This window comes from Streptomyces sp. NPDC003032 (assembly GCF_053591415.1).
Genome location: NZ_JBSFTT010000007.1, coordinates 116,367 through 132,522, shown reverse-complemented (window position 1 = coordinate 132,522; position 16,156 = coordinate 116,367). Strand labels below are relative to the sequence as shown.

The window sequence follows — 16,156 nt, the reverse complement described above, 5'->3', positions numbered from 1 at the left end:
ACTTAACCGACCCTTACCTCGGCGATACCCGCCCGTTCCGTGATTCAGCTCTCAAGCGGCGCCACCGCTCACGGACCGATCACGGGCGGCTGATGGACCGCCCATGACCAGGTAAAGCGCCGGTCAAGCAGGGTGTGCGGCACAGGCGCGCCCCTGAGCGGAGCGACCACAGGCGCCCCGGTACGCGGATGCGGGAAGACCTCCACCGGCTGCCGGTACACCTCCGAAAGCAGCCCCTCCTCGAACACGTCACCGGGGGCGCCCTCCGCCGCGAGGACCCCGCCCCGCAGCACCGCGACCCGGTCCGCGTACGCCGCCGCGAGGCCCAGGTCGTGCAGGACCACCACGACCGCGTCACCGGCGGCGGCCCGCTCCCGGCAGATCCGCAGGACCAGCTCCTGGTGGCGCAGGTCGAGCGCGGCCGTCGGCTCGTCGAGCAGCAGCAGCGGGGCACGCTGGGCGAGGACGCGGGCCAGCGCGACCCGGGCCCGCTCGCCACCGCTGAGCGCCGAGAAGGGACGTACGGCGAACCCGCTCACCTCGGTGGCCGCCATCGACTCGCGCACCACCCGGTCGTCGTCGTCCGCCAGGCGCGTCCCCGCCCAGGGCGCGCGGCCCATCCGTACGACGTCCTCGACCGGGAAGGGAAAGGACAGCGCCGCGGACTGCGGCAACACCGCCCGGCGCAGGGCCAGGTCGGGCGCCGGCCAGTCGGCTGCCGGGCGGCCGCAGACGCGTACGACGCCCGCGTCGGCCGGCAGATCCGCGGCGAGCGCCGCAAGCAGCGTCGACTTCCCCGCTCCGTTCGGCCCGACCAGGGCCAGCACCTCGCCCGCGCGGGCCGCCACCGACACGCCCGCGAGAACCTCCCGCCCGCCGAGCCGCACCCGCAGCTCCTCGGCCTCGGCGAGCACGTCACCGGCGGCGCTCGGCCCCGGCACCACCCGCTCGCGCCCCGCGAAGAGCCTCCTGCCGACCTGCCCGATCACGCTCACGCCCAACCACCTTGCCTACGACGGGTCCTGCGCAGCAGCCAGAAGAAGAACGGGCTGCCGAAGAGAGCGGTGAGCACACCCAGCGGCAGCTCGGCGGGCGCGGCCACCGTACGCGCGGCCAGGTCGGCCGCGACCAGCACCAGCGCCCCGCCGAGCGCGCTGCCGGGCACCAGGAAGCGGTGCCCGGGGCCCGCGGCCATCCGCAGCAGATGCGGCACGAGAAGGCCTACGAAAGTGATGATCCCGGCGACGGCCACGGCGGCCGCCGTCAGCAGCGCCACCACGAGAACGAGCATCAGCCGCAGCCGCTCCACGTCCACGCCCAGATGCCGGGCGGGCCGCTCACCGAGGGCGAGGAGGTCCAACTTCCGTGAGTGGAAGGGCGCGACGGCCAGGCCCAGCAGCGCGCACGGCAGCACCGCGAGCACCTTCGGCCAGGTCGCCCCCGCGAGCGAACCCAGCTGCCAGAAGGTGATCTGGCTGATCTGCGCGTTGTCCGCGAAGAAGACGCACAGGCCGATGAGCGCCCCCGCGAAGGCGTTCACCGCGATGCCGGTGAGGATCAGCGTGACGACTTCCGTACGGCCCCCCTCGCGCGACATCACGTACACGAGGAGCACGGTCACGAGCCCGGCGACGAACGCGCAGACGGTGATGGTCCAGTTCCCGAAGAAGCTCAGACCGAGCGCGATGGAGGCGACCGCGCCGACCGCCGCGCCCGAGGAGATCCCGATGACGCCGGGCTCGGCGAGCGGATTGCCGAACACGCCCTGCATCAGCGCGCCCGCGCACCCCAGCGAGGCGCCGACGAGCAGCGCGAGCACCACGCGCGGCAGCCGCACGTTCCACAGCACGCTCTCACCGACCCGGTCCAGCGCGGACCCGCCGAGCCCCATGCGGTGCTGGACGGAGGAGATGACATCCCCGAGGGGAATGTCGTACGCGCCGATGCCGGCGGAGAGGAGGCAGAGGAGGGCGAGTGCGGCGAGGAGCCCGGCGGTCAGGGGGAGGGTGGTGCCGGGGCGGCGCGGGGCCGCTCCGGCCGGGGTCTCAGGGGCGATCCGGTCGGCGGACTTGGTCATCAGGCTCACTTGGCGTCCCCGTGCGTCTCCCCGTACAACTGCTCCACCAGGGACTTCAGGACCTGGTCGGTGCGCGGCCCGTAGTTGAGGAGCACGCCGTCGTCGATCGAGACGACGCGGCGGTCAAGGCCGGCCGGGGTCTCGGCGACGCCCGGGACCTTCAGGAGCCCGTCGACACCGTCCACCGACTCCAGGCCCTTCGTCATCACGAGGATCGCGTCGGGCGCGGCCTTGGCGAGCGCCTCGCTGGTGATCGCCGTGAAGTCCTTCTTCAGCCCCGACTCCTTGCCCGCGTCGACCGCGCCCGCCGCCTCCAGGAGCGAACTTGCCCCCGACTCACGGCCGCCGAGCAGATAGACGGAGGCCGAGCCGCGCAGATAGAGGAAGGCGACCCGCGGCTTCTTCTTCCGGGCCCCGGCGGGGATGTCGGCGCGGACGGCGGCGATCCGCCGCTCCGTACGCTCCGTCAGCTCGGCGCCCGCCTTCCCGACACCCAGGGCCTCGGCGACCGCCTCGATCCGCGGGCTCACGTCGCCGAGACCCTTCGCCGGGTCGAACACGACGAGGGGGACGCCCGCGTCACGGATCTGGTCGATGGCCTCGGCGGGCCCGGTGGTGGTGTCGGCGAGGACGACCGTCGGCCGGAGCGAGAGCACGCTCTCCGCCGAGACGTCGTGGGCGCGTGTCACCACCGGCAGCCTCTTCGCCTGTTCGAAGGTGGCGGTGATGTCGCGCGCGACGACGTTCTCGCCGAGCCCGAGGGTGAAGACGATCTCGTTGAGGCTGCCGGTGAGCGGCACGACGCGGCTGGTGTCCTGCACGGTCACCTTGTGGCCGTCGGCCGAGGTGACGGTGGCGGGCAGTGCGGGGGCCGCGCCGCCGTTCCGTGCGTTCTTCGGCCGACTCTTCAGTGGCTCGACCCGGTCGGGCGGGGCGGCCCGCGTGTTGGCCTTCTGCGGCCGTGCGTTCGTGTCGCCGTCCGATGTTCCGCACCCCGTGAGGCCGAGGGCGAGAACGGCGGCCCACGCGCCGGCGATACGGAGTGAGCGCGGCATACGCACCGAAATCCACCGTCCTGTCGTGCTGTTGGGTGATCATAGTTTAGGTTAGCCTTACCTAACTGGCTAGCCCTGGAGGGGGTCCCCCATGCCGTCGTCACGCGCCACCGCCCACGTCGGAGCAGCGGCCATGCTCACCGCACTCGTCGGAGCACTGCTCCCGGCGGCCACCGCGCACGCCGATGACCGCACGGTCCAGGGCGGACGGCTCGACTGGGGCATCAAGTCCTCCTTCCAGAGCTACGTCACCGGGCCCATCGCCCACGGCGCCTCGACCCTGCGGGGCGGGGCCGCCACGGTCGGCGGCAGCCAGTTCCGCTTCCACTCGGCGAAGGGCTCGTACGACCCCGAGAGCGGGACGTTCAGGGCGGGCTTCTCCGGAGGCGTGCGGTTCACCGGGCACAAGAAGGGCGGCTCGTACGAGCTGGACCTGACGATCAGCCGCCCCACGGTGAAGGTCTCCGGCGGCTCCGGCACGCTCTACGCCGACATGGTCAGCAAGGAGAAGGGCAGCGGCAAGGTCACCACGAAGGCGCAGGTGCCGCTCGCCTCGCTCAATGTCAGTGGCATCAACATGAAGGGCGGCGCCGGGCCCATCGCCCTCAACAACCTGCCCGCGACGCTCACTTCACAGGGCGCCGGGGCCTTCGCCGGGTACTACACGGCGGGCACCGCGCTGGACCCGGTGAGCCTGTCGACGGACCTCGTCGGCAAGGCTGCTGAGAAGGACGAGGCCGCTCGGCCGGGTGAGCGCGAGGAGTCCGGCGGCGGCGGGAAAGAGGCGAAGGCGGGCCGCATCGCGGACGCCGCCGTCGACTGGGGCGTGCGGCGCACCTTCCGCGAGTACGTCACCGGATCCATCGCCAAGGGCGAGTGGAAACTGTCCGCCGGCGCCCAGGACGGGGGCGCGCTCTTCCGTTTCCCCCGGGGCAAGGGGACGTACGACGAGAAGAGGCGGACCCTCGCCGCGGACTTCGCGGGATCCGTCCGCTTCACCGGCGAGCACGGCCTCGACCTGACGCTCTCCGGGATCGCCGTCGAGGTGCGGGACGGCAAGGGCACGCTCACGGCGGACGTCGACAGCAAGGGGGACCGCGGCACCACCCTGAAGAACGCCCCGCTGATCACCTTCCCCGCACGTGACTTGAGGCCGGAGGACGGACTCGTCTCCCTCACCGAGGTGCCGTCGAAGCTCACCGCCGACGGGGCCAAGGCGTTCGGCGGCATGTACAAGGCGGGCTCCGCCATGGACCCGCTGTCGCTCGCCGTCGCCCTCGACACCGACGCGAAGCTGCCCGCGCTGCCCGACCTCGGCTCGTCCGCGGAGCCGGACCCGAAGCAGGCGGGGTCCGCACAGCGCGGGACCGAGAAAGCCGCGGACTCCTCCAGCTCTTCCAAGTCCTCCGACTCCTCGGACTCCTCCGGCTCCACGTCGAACGCCGTGCCGGTCGGTGTCGGCGCGGGTGTCGCGGTGCTGCTCGCCGCGGCGGTCGCCTTCGGAGTCGTACGCAAGAAGCGCGCGGCGAAGGACACCGCCAGCTCCACGTCCACCTCCACAAGCCCCTGACCGCTCGTCCCCCACCCCCAATCCCTCATCCCCAAGGAGAAGCCTGATCATGGCCGCCACCCGTCGTCCCCTCACTCTCGCGGCAGCCGTCGCGACCGCCGTCGCACTCGGCGCGAGCGCCCTCACGCTGCCGGCGATCGCCGCCGACACCGGCAAGGCCGCCCCGCCGAAGCTGGAGCTCAAGGACGGCACGCTGCAGTGGGGCTTGAAGGAGTCCTTCCGCAAGTACGTCGTGGGCATGGCCCACGGCAGGATCGAGGCCAAGGACGGCGCCCAGCAGGCCGCGGACAACGGGGCGTTCACGTTCTCCGACGGCAAGGGGACATACGACACCGGCACACACGCCACCGACACCGCCTTCAAGGGCAGCGTCCGCTTCACCTCCACGGCCCACCGCTTCGACATCGGCGTCACCGACGTGAAGGTCCGCACCGAGGGCAACGCCGGCGCCATCAAGGCCGACGTCACGCTCAACGGCGCCGTCCAGAACGACATCGACCTCGCCGCCCTCGACCTGACCGGGATCAGGCCCGGCCAGGGGGAGGGCGGCGCGATGGTGTTCAAGGACATCCCGGCGACACTCACGGCGGACGGCGCCAAGGCGTTCAACGGCATGTACAAGGAAGGCGACAAGCTCGACCCGGCCACGCTCACGGTGAAGGCGGGCGCGCCGCTCCCCGGGGAGCCGACGGACAAGCCGACCGACAAGCCCACGGACAAGCCGACCCAGAAGCCGACCCAGAAGCCCGACGCGACCCCGAAGCCGACCGGCACGCCCACCCGTGAGCCCGGCACGGAGCGGCCCTCGGGCGACGTCGTCGACGGCACCCTCTCCTGGGGCCTGAAGAAGACCTTCCGCACCTATATCTCCAGTGGCGGCAAGGTGACCGTCGCGGGCGGCGCCAAGAAGGTCACCGGCGGCTATACGTTCCCCCACGCCAAGGCGGACGTGGACTCCGACGCCAAGAAGATCGACGCGTCCTTCGGCGGCAGCGTCCGCTTCGCGTACAAGGCGCACGGCATCGACATGAGGTTCAGCGACTTCAAGGTGCGGGCGAACGGCTCCAAGGGCACCCTGATCGTCGACGTCACCACGCCCAAGGGCACCAACAACGACGTGAAGTTCGCGACGCTCGACCTCTCCAAGGCCTCGTACGGGGCGAAGGGCGATGTCGTACGGCTCGACAAGGTCCCCGCGGTCTTCACGGCGGCCGGCGCGAAGCAGTTCGCCAACGGCGCCGTCGGCTCCATCTACAAGCCGGGCCAGAAGCTCGACCCGGTGACGGTCGCCCTCTCCTTCTCCGAGGGCGCCGGACTCTCGACCGACGGCGGCCGGAACGGCGACGACGCGGGCGGCGGCACCGGCACCACCGGTTCCGGCTCCGTGGGCGGAGGCTCGGTCGGCGGTTCGGCCGGCGATGCCGGTTCACTGGCGGCCACCGGCTCCGACGTCCCCTCGGCCGCGCTGTTCGGCGCGGCGGGCGCGGCCATCGCGGCGGGCGCGGGCGCGGTGTACGTCGCGCGGCGCAAGCGGGGCGCCGAAGCGGTCTGATGCTTCAATGCGGGAGTGACTGAACCACTCGACGCTCTGGACGTACTCGACGTACTGCGTGTTTTCTGCGGGCCCGACGGTCGGCACGGCAACGAACTCGGTGTCGTGCGCGACGGGGCCCGCATGCGTGCCACGGAGGACCGCCAGGCGCTCGCGGGCAAACTCGGCTTCAGCGAGACGGTGTTCGTCGACGACCCCGAGCGGGGCGTCATCGACATCTACACCCCGACGCTGCGCCTGCCCTTCGCGGGCCACCCCTGCGTCGGCACGGCGTGGCTGCTCGATGTACCCGAACTCGTCACACGGGCGGGGGTGGTCGAGGCCCGCCAGGACGGCGAGTTCAGCTGGATCACGGCGCGCCCCGAGTGGGCGCCGCCGAGGACGCTGCGGAGGTACGGGACGGCGGCGGAGGTGGGCGCGCTCGACGTGCCGCCGCCGGGGGAGTGGCTTTACGCCTGGGCGTGGGAGGACGAGGCCGCCGGGCGGGTCCGCGCGAGGGCCTTCCCCGGCCGGGACGACGGCATCGACGAGGACGAGGCGACGGGCGCGGCGGCGCTGCTGCTCACCCACGAACTGGGCCGTGCCCTCAACATCACGCAGGGCCGGGGCTCACAGATCCTGACGGCACCGGGCCCGGACGGCTGGATCGAGGTGGCCGGAAGGGTCCGCCTCGGACAGGGATCAAGCCCCTCCGGCGTTTGAGGAGCGGGGGGTCCGGGAGCAGAGCCCCCGTGCCCGTACCTCAGCCCACTCACGCGCTCAGCGGGAACTCCTGCCCGAGCTCCCGGAAAACCGCCGTATTCAAAGCGAAAGCGCGCTTGCATTCGTCCACGATCCGCTTCCTCTCCAACTCGTCCGCGACGACCAGGTCGACCCCGTCGAGCAGTTCGCGGTAGCCGCGCTTGAACGCGGCCGGGTTGGGGATCCCCTCGAAGACGTAGAACCGCACGCCGTCGCCCTTGCGCGCGAAGCCCCAGGTCTGCTCGGCCTTGCCGCGGATGATCTGTCCGCCGGAGAGGTCGCCGAGGTAGCGGGTGTAGTGGTGGGCGACATAGCCGCCGGGCCAGGTGCGCGCGCACTCCTCGACCCGTGCCGCGTACGCCGCCGTGGCGGGCAGCGGCGTGAGTCCCTCGCGCCAGTCCGCGCCACGCAGATGCGCGAGGTCGCGCTCCAGCTCGCTCACGCGCAGCAGCTCGGGCCGTATGAACGGCCCCGCGACGGGGTCGCCGCCGAGGGCCTCGGCCCCGTCCTCCAGGGCGCGGTACACGAACCACAGCTGTTCCGTGTAGCGCGCGTACGCGTCGACGCCGAGCCTGCCGCCGAGCAGGTCGCTCATGAAGGTCGAGGTCTCGGCCTCGGTGTGCTGCTCGTGTGACGCGGTGCGGATGGCTGTCGAGAACGGCGTGAGCGGCGTGTCCATGAGGGACCTCCAGGGAGCCGGGGGGACGGGATGGCGGGAACCAGTGCGACCCGTAGGGAGATCATGGCAAGTTAGGCTTACCTAAGTCAACTGGTTCCCGACGTCCTGTCGGTAAAAACGCTACCCGCTCCCGGATCAAGCAACCATCGCTGTGTCTCAGGGCACCTCAGGGCTGTGCTCAGGGCAGCGTGAGGATCTCCGCCCCGCTCTCCGTCACCACCAGCGTGTGCTCGAACTGCGCGGTCCGCTTCCTGTCCTTGGTGACGACGGTCCAGCCGTCCTCCCACATGTCGTACTCGTGCGTGCCGAGCGTCAGCATCGGCTCGATCGTGAACGTCATGCCGGGCTGGATGGTGGTCGTCGCGTGCGGGCTGTCGTAGTGGGGGACGATCAGGCCGGAGTGGAAGGACGAGTTGATGCCGTGACCGGTGAAGTCACGGACCACGCCGTAGCCGAAGCGCTTGGCGTACGACTCGATGACGCGGCCGATGATGTTGATCTGGCGGCCGGGCTTGACGGCCTTGATGGCGCGGTTGAGGGACTCGCGGGTCCGCTCGACGAGCAGCTTCGACTCCTCGTCGACGTCGCCGACGAGATAGGTGGCGTTGTTGTCGCCGTGCACGCCGCCGATGTACGCCGTGACGTCGAGGTTGATGATGTCGCCGTCGTTCAGGACGGTGGAGTCGGGGATCCCGTGGCAGATGACCTCGTTGACCGAGCTGCACAGCGACTTCGGGAAGCCGCGGTAGCCCAGCGTGGAGGGGTAGGCGCCGTGGTCGCACATGTACTCGTGCGCGACACGGTCCAGCTCATCGGTGGTGACACCGGGTGCGATGTGCTTCGCGGCCTCTTCCATGGCGCGGGCGGCGATGCGGCCCGCGGTGCGCATCAGCTCGATGGTCTCGGGGGTCTGCACCTCGGGCCCCGTGTACGGGGTGGGGGCGGGTTTTCCCACGTACTCCGGGCGCCTGATGTTGCCGGGTACGGAACGGATGGGGGAGAGCTCCCCTGGAACGAGCAGTGACTGGCCAGACATACCAGCGAGTCTAGCCAGCCGTCGTGGGGCAGCATGGCGTCAGAGAGCGGGACCGGATCGGGTACGGGAACCGGGGACGAGAGGAGCGGCGGTCATGGCACTGTTCAAGAAGCGGACGGTCGGCAAGCCGGGCGAGTGGTACTACTGCCTGGAGCACCGGACGGTGGAGGAGGGCCCCGAGTGCCCCGGCAAGGACCGGATGGGGCCCTATGGCTCGCGTGCGGACGCGGAGCACGCGATGCGGACGGCCGCGGAGCGGAATCTTGAGTGGGAGAACGACCCTCGCTGGCATGACTCGGCCCCGCGGAGCGAGGAGGAGTAGGGGTGGATCTCCACCCGCCTGTTTGCCCCGCGATCGACTCGCTCACCACCTCATCGGCGGCGGTGCCGTCAGATGATCGGCGAGGCGGGAGAGCCGGTCACGGAAGCGGCGGCGCCCGCGTGCCGCGGGCAGCGCGTTCTCCCCGGCCGCCGCGCTGACCAGGTGCTGCACCGTGTCCAGGTCGAGTTCGGACCCCACTGGCGCCGCGAGCGCCTCGTGCGACAGAGCGCTCAGGTCCCGGTCCCCGGAGCCGAGCGCCAGCACCGTCGCCCCGGCCCGCCGCGCGTCATGCACGCGCGTGAGCAGCTCCGCGTCCGGCGTGCCCGGCGCCACGACCAGCAGTGTCTCGCCGCGCCGCACGGCCTCGATCCGGCCGAGCCCGGTCGACAGGTGCGCGGGGTCCGAGGCGAGGACCCGGTGCCGTACGAGCGTCGGTGTCAGCTCCGGCGTGCCCGACCAGGCCGCCTCGTCCACCAGGTGCGCGGTCAGATGCCAGGGTTCGTACGCCCGCGTGCCCACAAGGAGGAGCCCGCCGCCGTGCGGCACCACGGACGAACGCAGGGCCCCCGCGAAGCGGCGCGTGGCCCCGAGCCACTCGGTCCCCGCGAGCACTTCGCGCAGCAGCGCCACCCGTACGGCGTCCATGGCGCCGCATCCTGCCCGAACGTGCCAATCGACACCGGGAGTTCACCCGGATTTCCCCCTGGGTGGGGAAGGGCGGAGGATGACTTATGAGACGTCTGTTCCCTTCCGCGCGGGCCGCGAGGGATACGCGAGCTTCCGCATACCGGCCGTCGTCACCACCGCCGCCCCTGGCTCCACCGCTCCCGGCACCGTCCTCGCCTTCTGCGAGGGCCGCGTCGGATCACAGGAGGACTTCGGCGACATCGACATCGTCCTCAAGCGCTCCGCCGACGGCGGCCGTACCTGGGGCCCGCTCCAGGTCGTCGGCAAGAACGGCGCCGACCTCGCAGGCAACCCCGCCCCCGTCGTCCTGGACAGCGGCCGGATCCTCCTCGTCCACGTCAGGAACGCCGCCGCGGCCACCGAGGACGCCATCCGCCGCGGCAAGGTCTCCGCGGCCGCCGGACGGCGCGTGTGGGTGCGGCACAGCGACGACGACGGCCTCACCTGGTCCGCCCCGCGCGAGATCACCGGCTCGGTGAAGAAGCCGGGCTGGCGGTGGTACGCGACCACACCCGGGCACGCCATCCAGCTGACCGGCGGCCGCGTCGTCGTCCCCGCCAACCACTCGCTGCCGCCGACCGGCACCGACAACGGCACCGAGGGCAAGTACAACGGCGGCCACTGCCTGCTCAGCGACGACTCAGGCACCACCTGGCGCATCGGCTACATCGACGACAACGTCAACGGCTACATCAACGTGAACGAGACCACCGCCGCCGAACTCCCCGACGGACGCCTCTACTTCAACACCCGCAACGACTCCCCGGCACCGGGCAACCGCGCCGACGCCCACTCGCGCGACGGCGGCCGGAGCCTCGTCCGGCCCTTCCGCCCGCAGGCGTCCCTCACCGGCCCCGTCGTCGAGGGCAGCGTCCTGCAATTGCGTGACCCCGACGTGCTCCTCTTCTCCGGCCCCGCAGACCCGGGCTTCCGGGCCCTGATGACCGTGCGCCGCAGCACCGACGGCGGCACCACCTGGCAGCCCGCCCACACGGTCGACGGACTCCCGGCCGCCTACTCCGATCTCGTACGCCTCGACGAGGGGAGCGTCGGGCTCCTCTACGAGACGGGGGACTTCAGCGCGTACGAGACGATCACCTTCCGGCGGATCCCGTTGGGGGAACTTCTGCCACCGCCTAAGGTCGCCCCATGACCTCTACAGACAGTGCGCGGAACACCTCCGCAGACGCCCCCGCCAAGGCCCCGGCCAAGGACCCCTGGGAGCTGCCCGACGTGTCCGGGCTCGTCGTCGGTGTCCTCGGCGGTACCGGCGACCAGGGCCGCGGCCTCGCCTACCGCCTGGCCCGCGCCGGACAGAAAGTGATCATCGGCTCCCGTGCGGCGGAGCGGGCCGTGGCCGCCGCCGACGAGCTGGGTCTCGGCGTCGAGGGCGCCGAGAACGCGGAGTGCGCGCGGCGCAGCGACATCGTGATCGTCGCCGTGCCGTGGGAGGGTCACGGCAAGACTCTCGAATCCCTGCGCGAGGAGCTGAGCGGCAAGCTCGTCATCGACTGCGTCAACCCGCTCGGCTTCGACAAGAAGGGCGCGTACGCCCTCAAGCCCGAGGAGGGCAGTGCCGCCGAGCAGGCCGCCGCCCTGCTGCCCGAATCCCGCGTCACCGCCGCCTTCCACCATCTGTCGGCCGTGCTGCTCCAGGACCCCGGCGTCGAGGAGATCGACACCGACGTCATGGTCCTCGGCGAGAAGCGCGCCGACACGGACGTGGTGCAGGCGCTCGCCGCCCGCATCCCCGGCATGCGCGGCGTCTTCGCGGGCCGGCTGCGCAACGCCCACCAGGTGGAGTCCCTCGTGGCCAACCTGATCTCCGTCAACCGCCGCTACAAGGCGCACGCGGGGCTCCGGGTCACCGACGTGTAGGACGGGCGTGGGCATGGGGGACACTGGACGGGTACGTCACAGACGCTTCACCCGGACAGGAGCCGACCCCCATGCCCCGCCTCGCTCTGTACGCCCTCGTGGTCTGCGCGCTCGCCGTCGCCGCCGCCGTGATCTCCTTCGCGCAGGGCAGCTGGCTCGGCATCGTGTGGGTGCTGCTCGCGGGTCTCTCGTCGAACATGGCGTGGTTCTACCTGCGGCGCGCCAAGATGCAGCGGGACGCGGGGCGCGACGGAGCCGTGCCTACGAGCTGAGCGCCGGCGGGGCCTCCTGCGAGCCGCCCCAGAAGCGGTACAGGTCCCGGCCCCAGTAGCTGTCCCAGTCGCTGACGCCGAGGGCGCGCAGGACCGCGTCGATCGCGTCGAAGAACGCGTGGTTGACCTCCGGGATCCACAGCACGGCGAAGACCGCGAGCAGCCCGAACGGCGCGAACGGCTCCACTTGGCGGCGGATCTTGTGGGAGAGCCAGGGTTCGATCACGCCGTAGCCGTCCAGGCCCGGGATCGGCAGGAAGTTCAGGATCGCCGCGGTCACCTGGAGCAGGGCGAGGAACGCGAGCGCGTAGCGGAACGCGGGTGGCACGCCGTCCAGCGCGTCCAGCCAGAACGGCGCCGTGCAGACCACCGCGAACAGCACGTTCGTCAGGGGGCCCGCCGCCGAGATCATGCTGTGCTTCCAGCGGCCCCGGATCCGGCCCCGCTCGATGAAGACCGCGCCGCCGGGCAGGCCGATGCCGCCCATGATCACGAACAGTACGGGCAGCACGATGCTGAGCAGGGCGTGCGTGTACTTCAGCGGGTTCAGGGTCAGATAGCCCTTCGCGCCGATCGTGATGTCGCCGCTGTGCAGGGCGGTGCGGGCGTGCGCGTACTCGTGCAGGCAGAGCGAGACGATCCAGGCGCCCGTCACGAAGAAGAAGACGGCGAGGCCGGGAAAGTCCGCGAAGCCGCTCCAGGTGGCCCAGCCGGAGACCGCCGTGACGGCGGCGATCCCGAGGAACACGGGACTGATCCGCCGGTCGCTGCCGCGGAGAGGGGCGGTGGTCATGGGTCTCCTGGGATGCTTGTGCCACGGGTCGTGCGGGTTGTACTGAGTGTGCGGTGTGCCCGACCGTAGTGGGTGTATGCCGGGAACGTCTCGCACGTGCCGCCGAGTTCCGGAGAGTATGAGAGCTTCGCCTGGCTTTGCTCCCGGGCGTCCGGGGCCGGGGGCCGGGGGCCGGGCGGGGCTTCGCGCCGGGGGCGGGGACAATGGGGCGGTGCGTTATCGCGTTCTGGGTCCGGCCCGAGCTGTCCGTCCCGATGGGAGCCTCGTTCCCGTCGGCGGCGCACGCCTCCGCGCCCTCCTTGCGGCGCTCGCCCTGCGGGCGGGCCGCGCGGTGCCCGCGCCGGTCCTGGTCGACGACGTATGGGCCGCCGAGCCGCCCGCCGACGCGGCCGGCGCCCTGCAGGCGCTGGTCGGCCGGCTCCGCAGAACCCTTGGGGCGGACGCCGTCGTCTCGGTTGACGGCGGCTACCGGCTCCGGGCGGGCCCCGACGACATAGACGTGTTCCGCTTCGACCGGCTCACGGGCGAGGGCAGCCGCGCCCTCGCCGACGGCGACCCGGCGAAGGCGGCCGCCCTGCTGGACGACGCGCTCGCCCTGTGGGGCGGCGAGCCTCTCGCCGACCTGCCGGACCGCACGGCGGACGCCGCCCGCTGGCAGGCGCGCCACCTCGACGCCCGCCGCGCCGGACTGACCGCGGCCCTCGCCCTGGGGCAGGCGGAACAGTCCCTGCCCGAGCTGACCGCGCTCTGCGACACCCACCCCCTCGACGAGCCGCTGCAGGCCCTGCGGCTGCGCGCGCTGCGGGACGCCGGACGCCCGGCGGAGGCACTCGCCGCGTACGAAGGCGTACGACGCGACATCGCGGACCGGCTCGGGACCGACCCGGGGGAGGAACTGCGCGCCCTGCACGAGGAGCTGCTGCGCGCGCCGCCGGACGGGCCGGTGCCCCGCGCCCGCGGCAACCTCCGCGCCCGCCTCACCTCCTTCGTCGGGCGCGAGGCCGACATCGACGCGCTGCGGGGCGACCTCGCGCGGGCCCGGCTCGTCACACTGCTCGGGCCCGGCGGCGCCGGGAAGACGCGGCTCTCGCAGGAGGCCGCCGAGAGCGTCGGCACGGGCTTCCCGGACGGCGTGTGGCTGGTCGAACTCGCCCCGGTCGAGGGCCCCGACGACGTGCCCGAAGCCGTGCTCACCGCGCTCGGCGCCCGCGAGACCGTGCTGCGCGGCGCGGGCGCCGAGGAGATGCGCGTCATGTCGGAGCGGCACGGCGAGGACCCCCTCGTCCGGCTCGTCGAACACTGCGCCGCCCGCCGCATGCTGGTCATCCTCGACAACTGCGAACACGTCGTGGAGGCCGCCGCCCGCCTCGCCGACGAACTCCTCGCCCGCTGCCCGGACCTGACGGTCCTCGCCACCAGCCGCGAACCCCTCAACGTGCCGGGCGAACTGCTCCGCCCCGTCGAGCCGCTGCCCGAACCGGTCGCCGTGCGCCTGCTCGCCGAACGCGGAGCCGCCGCGAGGCCCGGGTTCACCGTCGACGACGACCCGGCCGCCGCGGCCGAGATCTGCCGGCGCCTCGACGGCCTGCCGCTCGCCATCGAACTGGCCGCCGCCCGTCTGCGGATGCTCACCCCGCGCCAGATAGCCGACCGCCTCGACGACCGCTTCCGGCTGCTCACCAACGGCGCCCGCACGGTGCTGCCCCGCCAGCAGACCCTGCGGGCCGTCGTCGACTGGTCCTGGGACCTGCTCGACGGACCCGAACGCGCCGTCCTGCGGCGCCTCTCCGTCTTCGCGGGCGGCTGCGACCTCGCGGCGGCGGAAGCGGTCTGCGCGGGCAGGGACAGCTCTTCGTACGGCATAGCCGACTCGCTCGGCTCCCTGGTCGACAAGTCCCTCGTCGTCGCCGCCCCGTCACCCGTGGCCGGCGCGGGCATGCGCTACCGGCTGCTTGAAACCGTCGCCGAGTACGCGGCCGAACGGCTCGACGAGGCCGGTGACCGGCCCGAGGCCGAGCGCGCGCACCTCGTGCACTACCGCGAGACCGCCAGGACCACCGACCCCCAACTGCGCGGGCACGGACAGCTCACCGCCGTCGCACGCCTCGAAGTCGAGTACGAGAATCTGCGCACCGCCCTGCGGCACGCCGTGGCCGCCGAGGACGAACAGGAAGCGCTCTGCCTCGTCCTGTCGCTGTGCTGGTTCTGGGAGATCCGCGGCCTGCGCCTGGAGACCCGCGCCTGGTCCCGCGACGTCATGGCCCTCGGCCCCGACCCCTTCACCCCACCCGTCGCCCCCGTGCCACCGCTGTACGAGGCGTGCACCGCCGCACCTCCGCCGATGCGGCCCGACGTCCTCGAAGAGGCGCGCCGCGGAGTGCGCCTGCTCGATCTCGCCTGCATGGACATGGACATGGAGGCGTGGCAGACGGGGCAGGGCGAGGAGCGGCTGCGCGGCATCAGGAACGCCTACCGCCCCGGCCTGCCGCAGACCTGCCGCATGCCGGGCAGCCTCTGGTTCTTCGCCGTGATGCTCGGCGGCGACGCGGACCTGCTGCGCGCCACCCTCGACGAGACCGTCCGCACCTGCCGTGACCTCGGCTACGCATGGGAGCTGGCCTCGGCCCTGCAGATGCGCGCCAACGTCCTCGCCAACCACGCCGACTGGGCGGGGGAGGCGAGCCGCGACGCGGACGAGGCGCTGCGGGGCTTCGAGCGGCTCGGTGACGCGTGGGGCATCGCCGAGGCGCTCTCCGCGCGCGGCGAGTCACGGGAGCGGTGCGGCGAGTTCGCCCTGGCCGCCGAGGACTTCGAAGCCGCCGTCACCTACGCCGAACGGCTCGGCGCCCAGAGCCAGGCGGCCGTGCTCAAGGCCCGCCTCGGCTCGGTCCTGACGGAATCGCCGGACGGCTTCGACCGGGGCGAGGCGATCCTCCGCGACGTCCTCGCGGGCAGCGGCCGCGCGCACACCGGCGAAGCCGTGCCCGCCGCCCGGCTCTTCCTCATCGGAGTGCTCGGCCGCACCGGCCGCCTCGACGAGGCGAGCGAGCACGTCCGGCGGCTGCGCGAGGAGTTCACCGTGGTGGGCTACGCGGTCTTCGACAGCTTCGTACTCGGCCTCCAGGCCTGGCTCGACACGCTGGACGGCCGATGCGCCGACGGCGTCACCGCCGCGCGCGCCGCCATCGAGGAGTCCCGCGCGCCCCTGTCGTTGATGGTCGCGCCGCAGGGCGTCGCCGTCCAGCTGCGGATCGCGGCACGCGCACTGGCCGGATTCGACGGCGGCAGCCGCGCGGAGGACGCCGCCCGGCTCCTCGCCGTCGCCGAACGCGAGCATCCGGCGGGCCACTTCCCGAACGCGATGGAGCGGGAGATCCACGAGGACGCCGCCCGGCTCGCCCGCGCCGCACTCGGCGACGCAGCGTACGAGGCCGCGTACGCCGAGGGCGGCGGCCTCACCCTCGACGAGGCCGCCGCCCTGTGCACCGTATGAA

At 72.4% G+C, this 16,156-nt stretch carries 15 protein-coding genes; 8 read left to right on the top strand and 7 right to left on the bottom strand.

From position 1 onward, the window contains the following. Positions 1-68 precede the first annotated feature (68 nt). Genes ACWDZ7_RS12415 through ACWDZ7_RS12405 form a run of 3 tightly spaced genes read right to left on the bottom strand, consistent with a single transcriptional unit; the run spans position 69 to position 3,132 of the window. The gene (locus ACWDZ7_RS12415) at positions 69-995 is read right to left on the bottom strand and encodes a heme ABC transporter ATP-binding protein (protein WP_451796629.1); all 927 of its coding nucleotides are present in this window, start codon (positions 993-995) and stop codon (positions 69-71) included. Next, a complete protein-coding gene (locus tag ACWDZ7_RS12410) occupies positions 992-2,077 on the bottom strand; it encodes a FecCD family ABC transporter permease (RefSeq protein ID WP_451796787.1) in 1,086 nt (361 codons plus the stop codon). The genes ACWDZ7_RS12415 and ACWDZ7_RS12410 overlap by 4 nt, the downstream gene beginning before the upstream one ends. Positions 2,078-2,082: 5 nt before the next feature. After that, entirely contained in the window at positions 2,083-3,132 is a 1,050-nt protein-coding gene (locus ACWDZ7_RS12405; RefSeq protein WP_451796628.1) for a heme/hemin ABC transporter substrate-binding protein, read from the bottom strand. Positions 3,133-3,223: 91 nt separating this feature from the next. Here ACWDZ7_RS12405 and ACWDZ7_RS12400 point away from each other — a divergent pair, with 91 nt between their 5' ends. Genes ACWDZ7_RS12400 through ACWDZ7_RS12390 form a run of 3 tightly spaced genes read left to right on the top strand, consistent with a single transcriptional unit; the run spans position 3,224 to position 6,956 of the window. Beyond that, the gene (locus ACWDZ7_RS12400) at positions 3,224-4,702 is read left to right on the top strand and encodes an HtaA domain-containing protein (RefSeq protein WP_451796627.1); all 1,479 of its coding nucleotides are present in this window, start codon (positions 3,224-3,226) and stop codon (positions 4,700-4,702) included. A 49-nt stretch (positions 4,703-4,751) separates the two neighbouring features. Beyond that, positions 4,752-6,254, top strand: a complete 1,503-nt coding sequence (locus ACWDZ7_RS12395; RefSeq protein WP_451796626.1) for an HtaA domain-containing protein — start codon at positions 4,752-4,754, stop codon at positions 6,252-6,254. Positions 6,255-6,269: 15 nt separating this feature from the next. Continuing rightward, positions 6,270-6,956: a PhzF family phenazine biosynthesis protein gene (locus tag ACWDZ7_RS12390; RefSeq protein ID WP_451796625.1), complete on the top strand. Its 687-nt coding sequence runs from the start codon at positions 6,270-6,272 to the stop codon at positions 6,954-6,956. A 49-nt stretch (positions 6,957-7,005) separates the two neighbouring features. Here the strand turns inward: ACWDZ7_RS12390 and ACWDZ7_RS12385 are convergent, their stop codons facing one another. Next, the gene (locus tag ACWDZ7_RS12385; protein ID WP_451796624.1) at positions 7,006-7,674 is read right to left on the bottom strand and encodes a biliverdin-producing heme oxygenase; all 669 of its coding nucleotides are present in this window, start codon (positions 7,672-7,674) and stop codon (positions 7,006-7,008) included. 178 nt (positions 7,675-7,852) lie between these two features. After that, a complete protein-coding gene (gene map, locus ACWDZ7_RS12380; protein WP_451796623.1) occupies positions 7,853-8,710 on the bottom strand; it encodes a type I methionyl aminopeptidase in 858 nt (285 codons plus the stop codon). A 94-nt stretch (positions 8,711-8,804) separates the two neighbouring features. On the opposite strand from map, the gene ACWDZ7_RS12375 reads away from it, so the two are divergent. Further along, positions 8,805-9,032, top strand: a complete 228-nt coding sequence (locus ACWDZ7_RS12375) for a hypothetical protein (protein ID WP_451796622.1) — start codon at positions 8,805-8,807, stop codon at positions 9,030-9,032. A 42-nt stretch (positions 9,033-9,074) separates the two neighbouring features. Here the strand turns inward: ACWDZ7_RS12375 and ACWDZ7_RS12370 are convergent, their stop codons facing one another. Continuing rightward, the gene (locus ACWDZ7_RS12370) at positions 9,075-9,677 is read right to left on the bottom strand and encodes a hypothetical protein (protein WP_451796621.1); all 603 of its coding nucleotides are present in this window, start codon (positions 9,675-9,677) and stop codon (positions 9,075-9,077) included. Between the two features lie 79 nt (positions 9,678-9,756). Here ACWDZ7_RS12370 and ACWDZ7_RS12365 point away from each other — a divergent pair, with 79 nt between their 5' ends. The 3 genes from ACWDZ7_RS12365 (at position 9,757) to ACWDZ7_RS12355 (ending at position 11,869) form a co-directional block, all read left to right on the top strand. Next, complete coding sequence (locus ACWDZ7_RS12365; RefSeq protein WP_451796620.1) at positions 9,757-10,872, top strand: sialidase family protein; 1,116 nt, start codon at positions 9,757-9,759, stop codon at positions 10,870-10,872. Then, positions 10,869-11,597 (top strand): NADPH-dependent F420 reductase, encoded by a 729-nt coding sequence (gene npdG / locus ACWDZ7_RS12360; protein ID WP_451796619.1) that lies wholly within the window; start codon positions 10,869-10,871, stop codon positions 11,595-11,597. The genes ACWDZ7_RS12365 and npdG overlap by 4 nt, the downstream gene beginning before the upstream one ends. Positions 11,598-11,668: 71 nt before the next feature. Further along, positions 11,669-11,869 carry a hypothetical protein gene (locus ACWDZ7_RS12355; RefSeq protein ID WP_451796618.1) on the top strand — a complete coding sequence of 67 codons (201 nt, stop codon included), beginning with the start codon at positions 11,669-11,671 and terminating at the stop codon, positions 11,867-11,869. On the opposite strand, the gene ACWDZ7_RS12350 is transcribed toward ACWDZ7_RS12355, so the two are convergent. Further along, positions 11,859-12,662: a site-2 protease family protein gene (locus tag ACWDZ7_RS12350; RefSeq protein ID WP_451796617.1), complete on the bottom strand. Its 804-nt coding sequence runs from the start codon at positions 12,660-12,662 to the stop codon at positions 11,859-11,861. The genes ACWDZ7_RS12355 and ACWDZ7_RS12350 overlap by 11 nt on opposite strands. A gap of 211 nt (positions 12,663-12,873) precedes the next feature. Between ACWDZ7_RS12350 and ACWDZ7_RS12345 the strand changes: the two genes are divergently transcribed. Continuing rightward, positions 12,874-16,155 (top strand): ATP-binding protein, encoded by a 3,282-nt coding sequence (locus ACWDZ7_RS12345; RefSeq protein ID WP_451796616.1) that lies wholly within the window; start codon positions 12,874-12,876, stop codon positions 16,153-16,155. Position 16,156 lies beyond the last annotated feature (1 nt).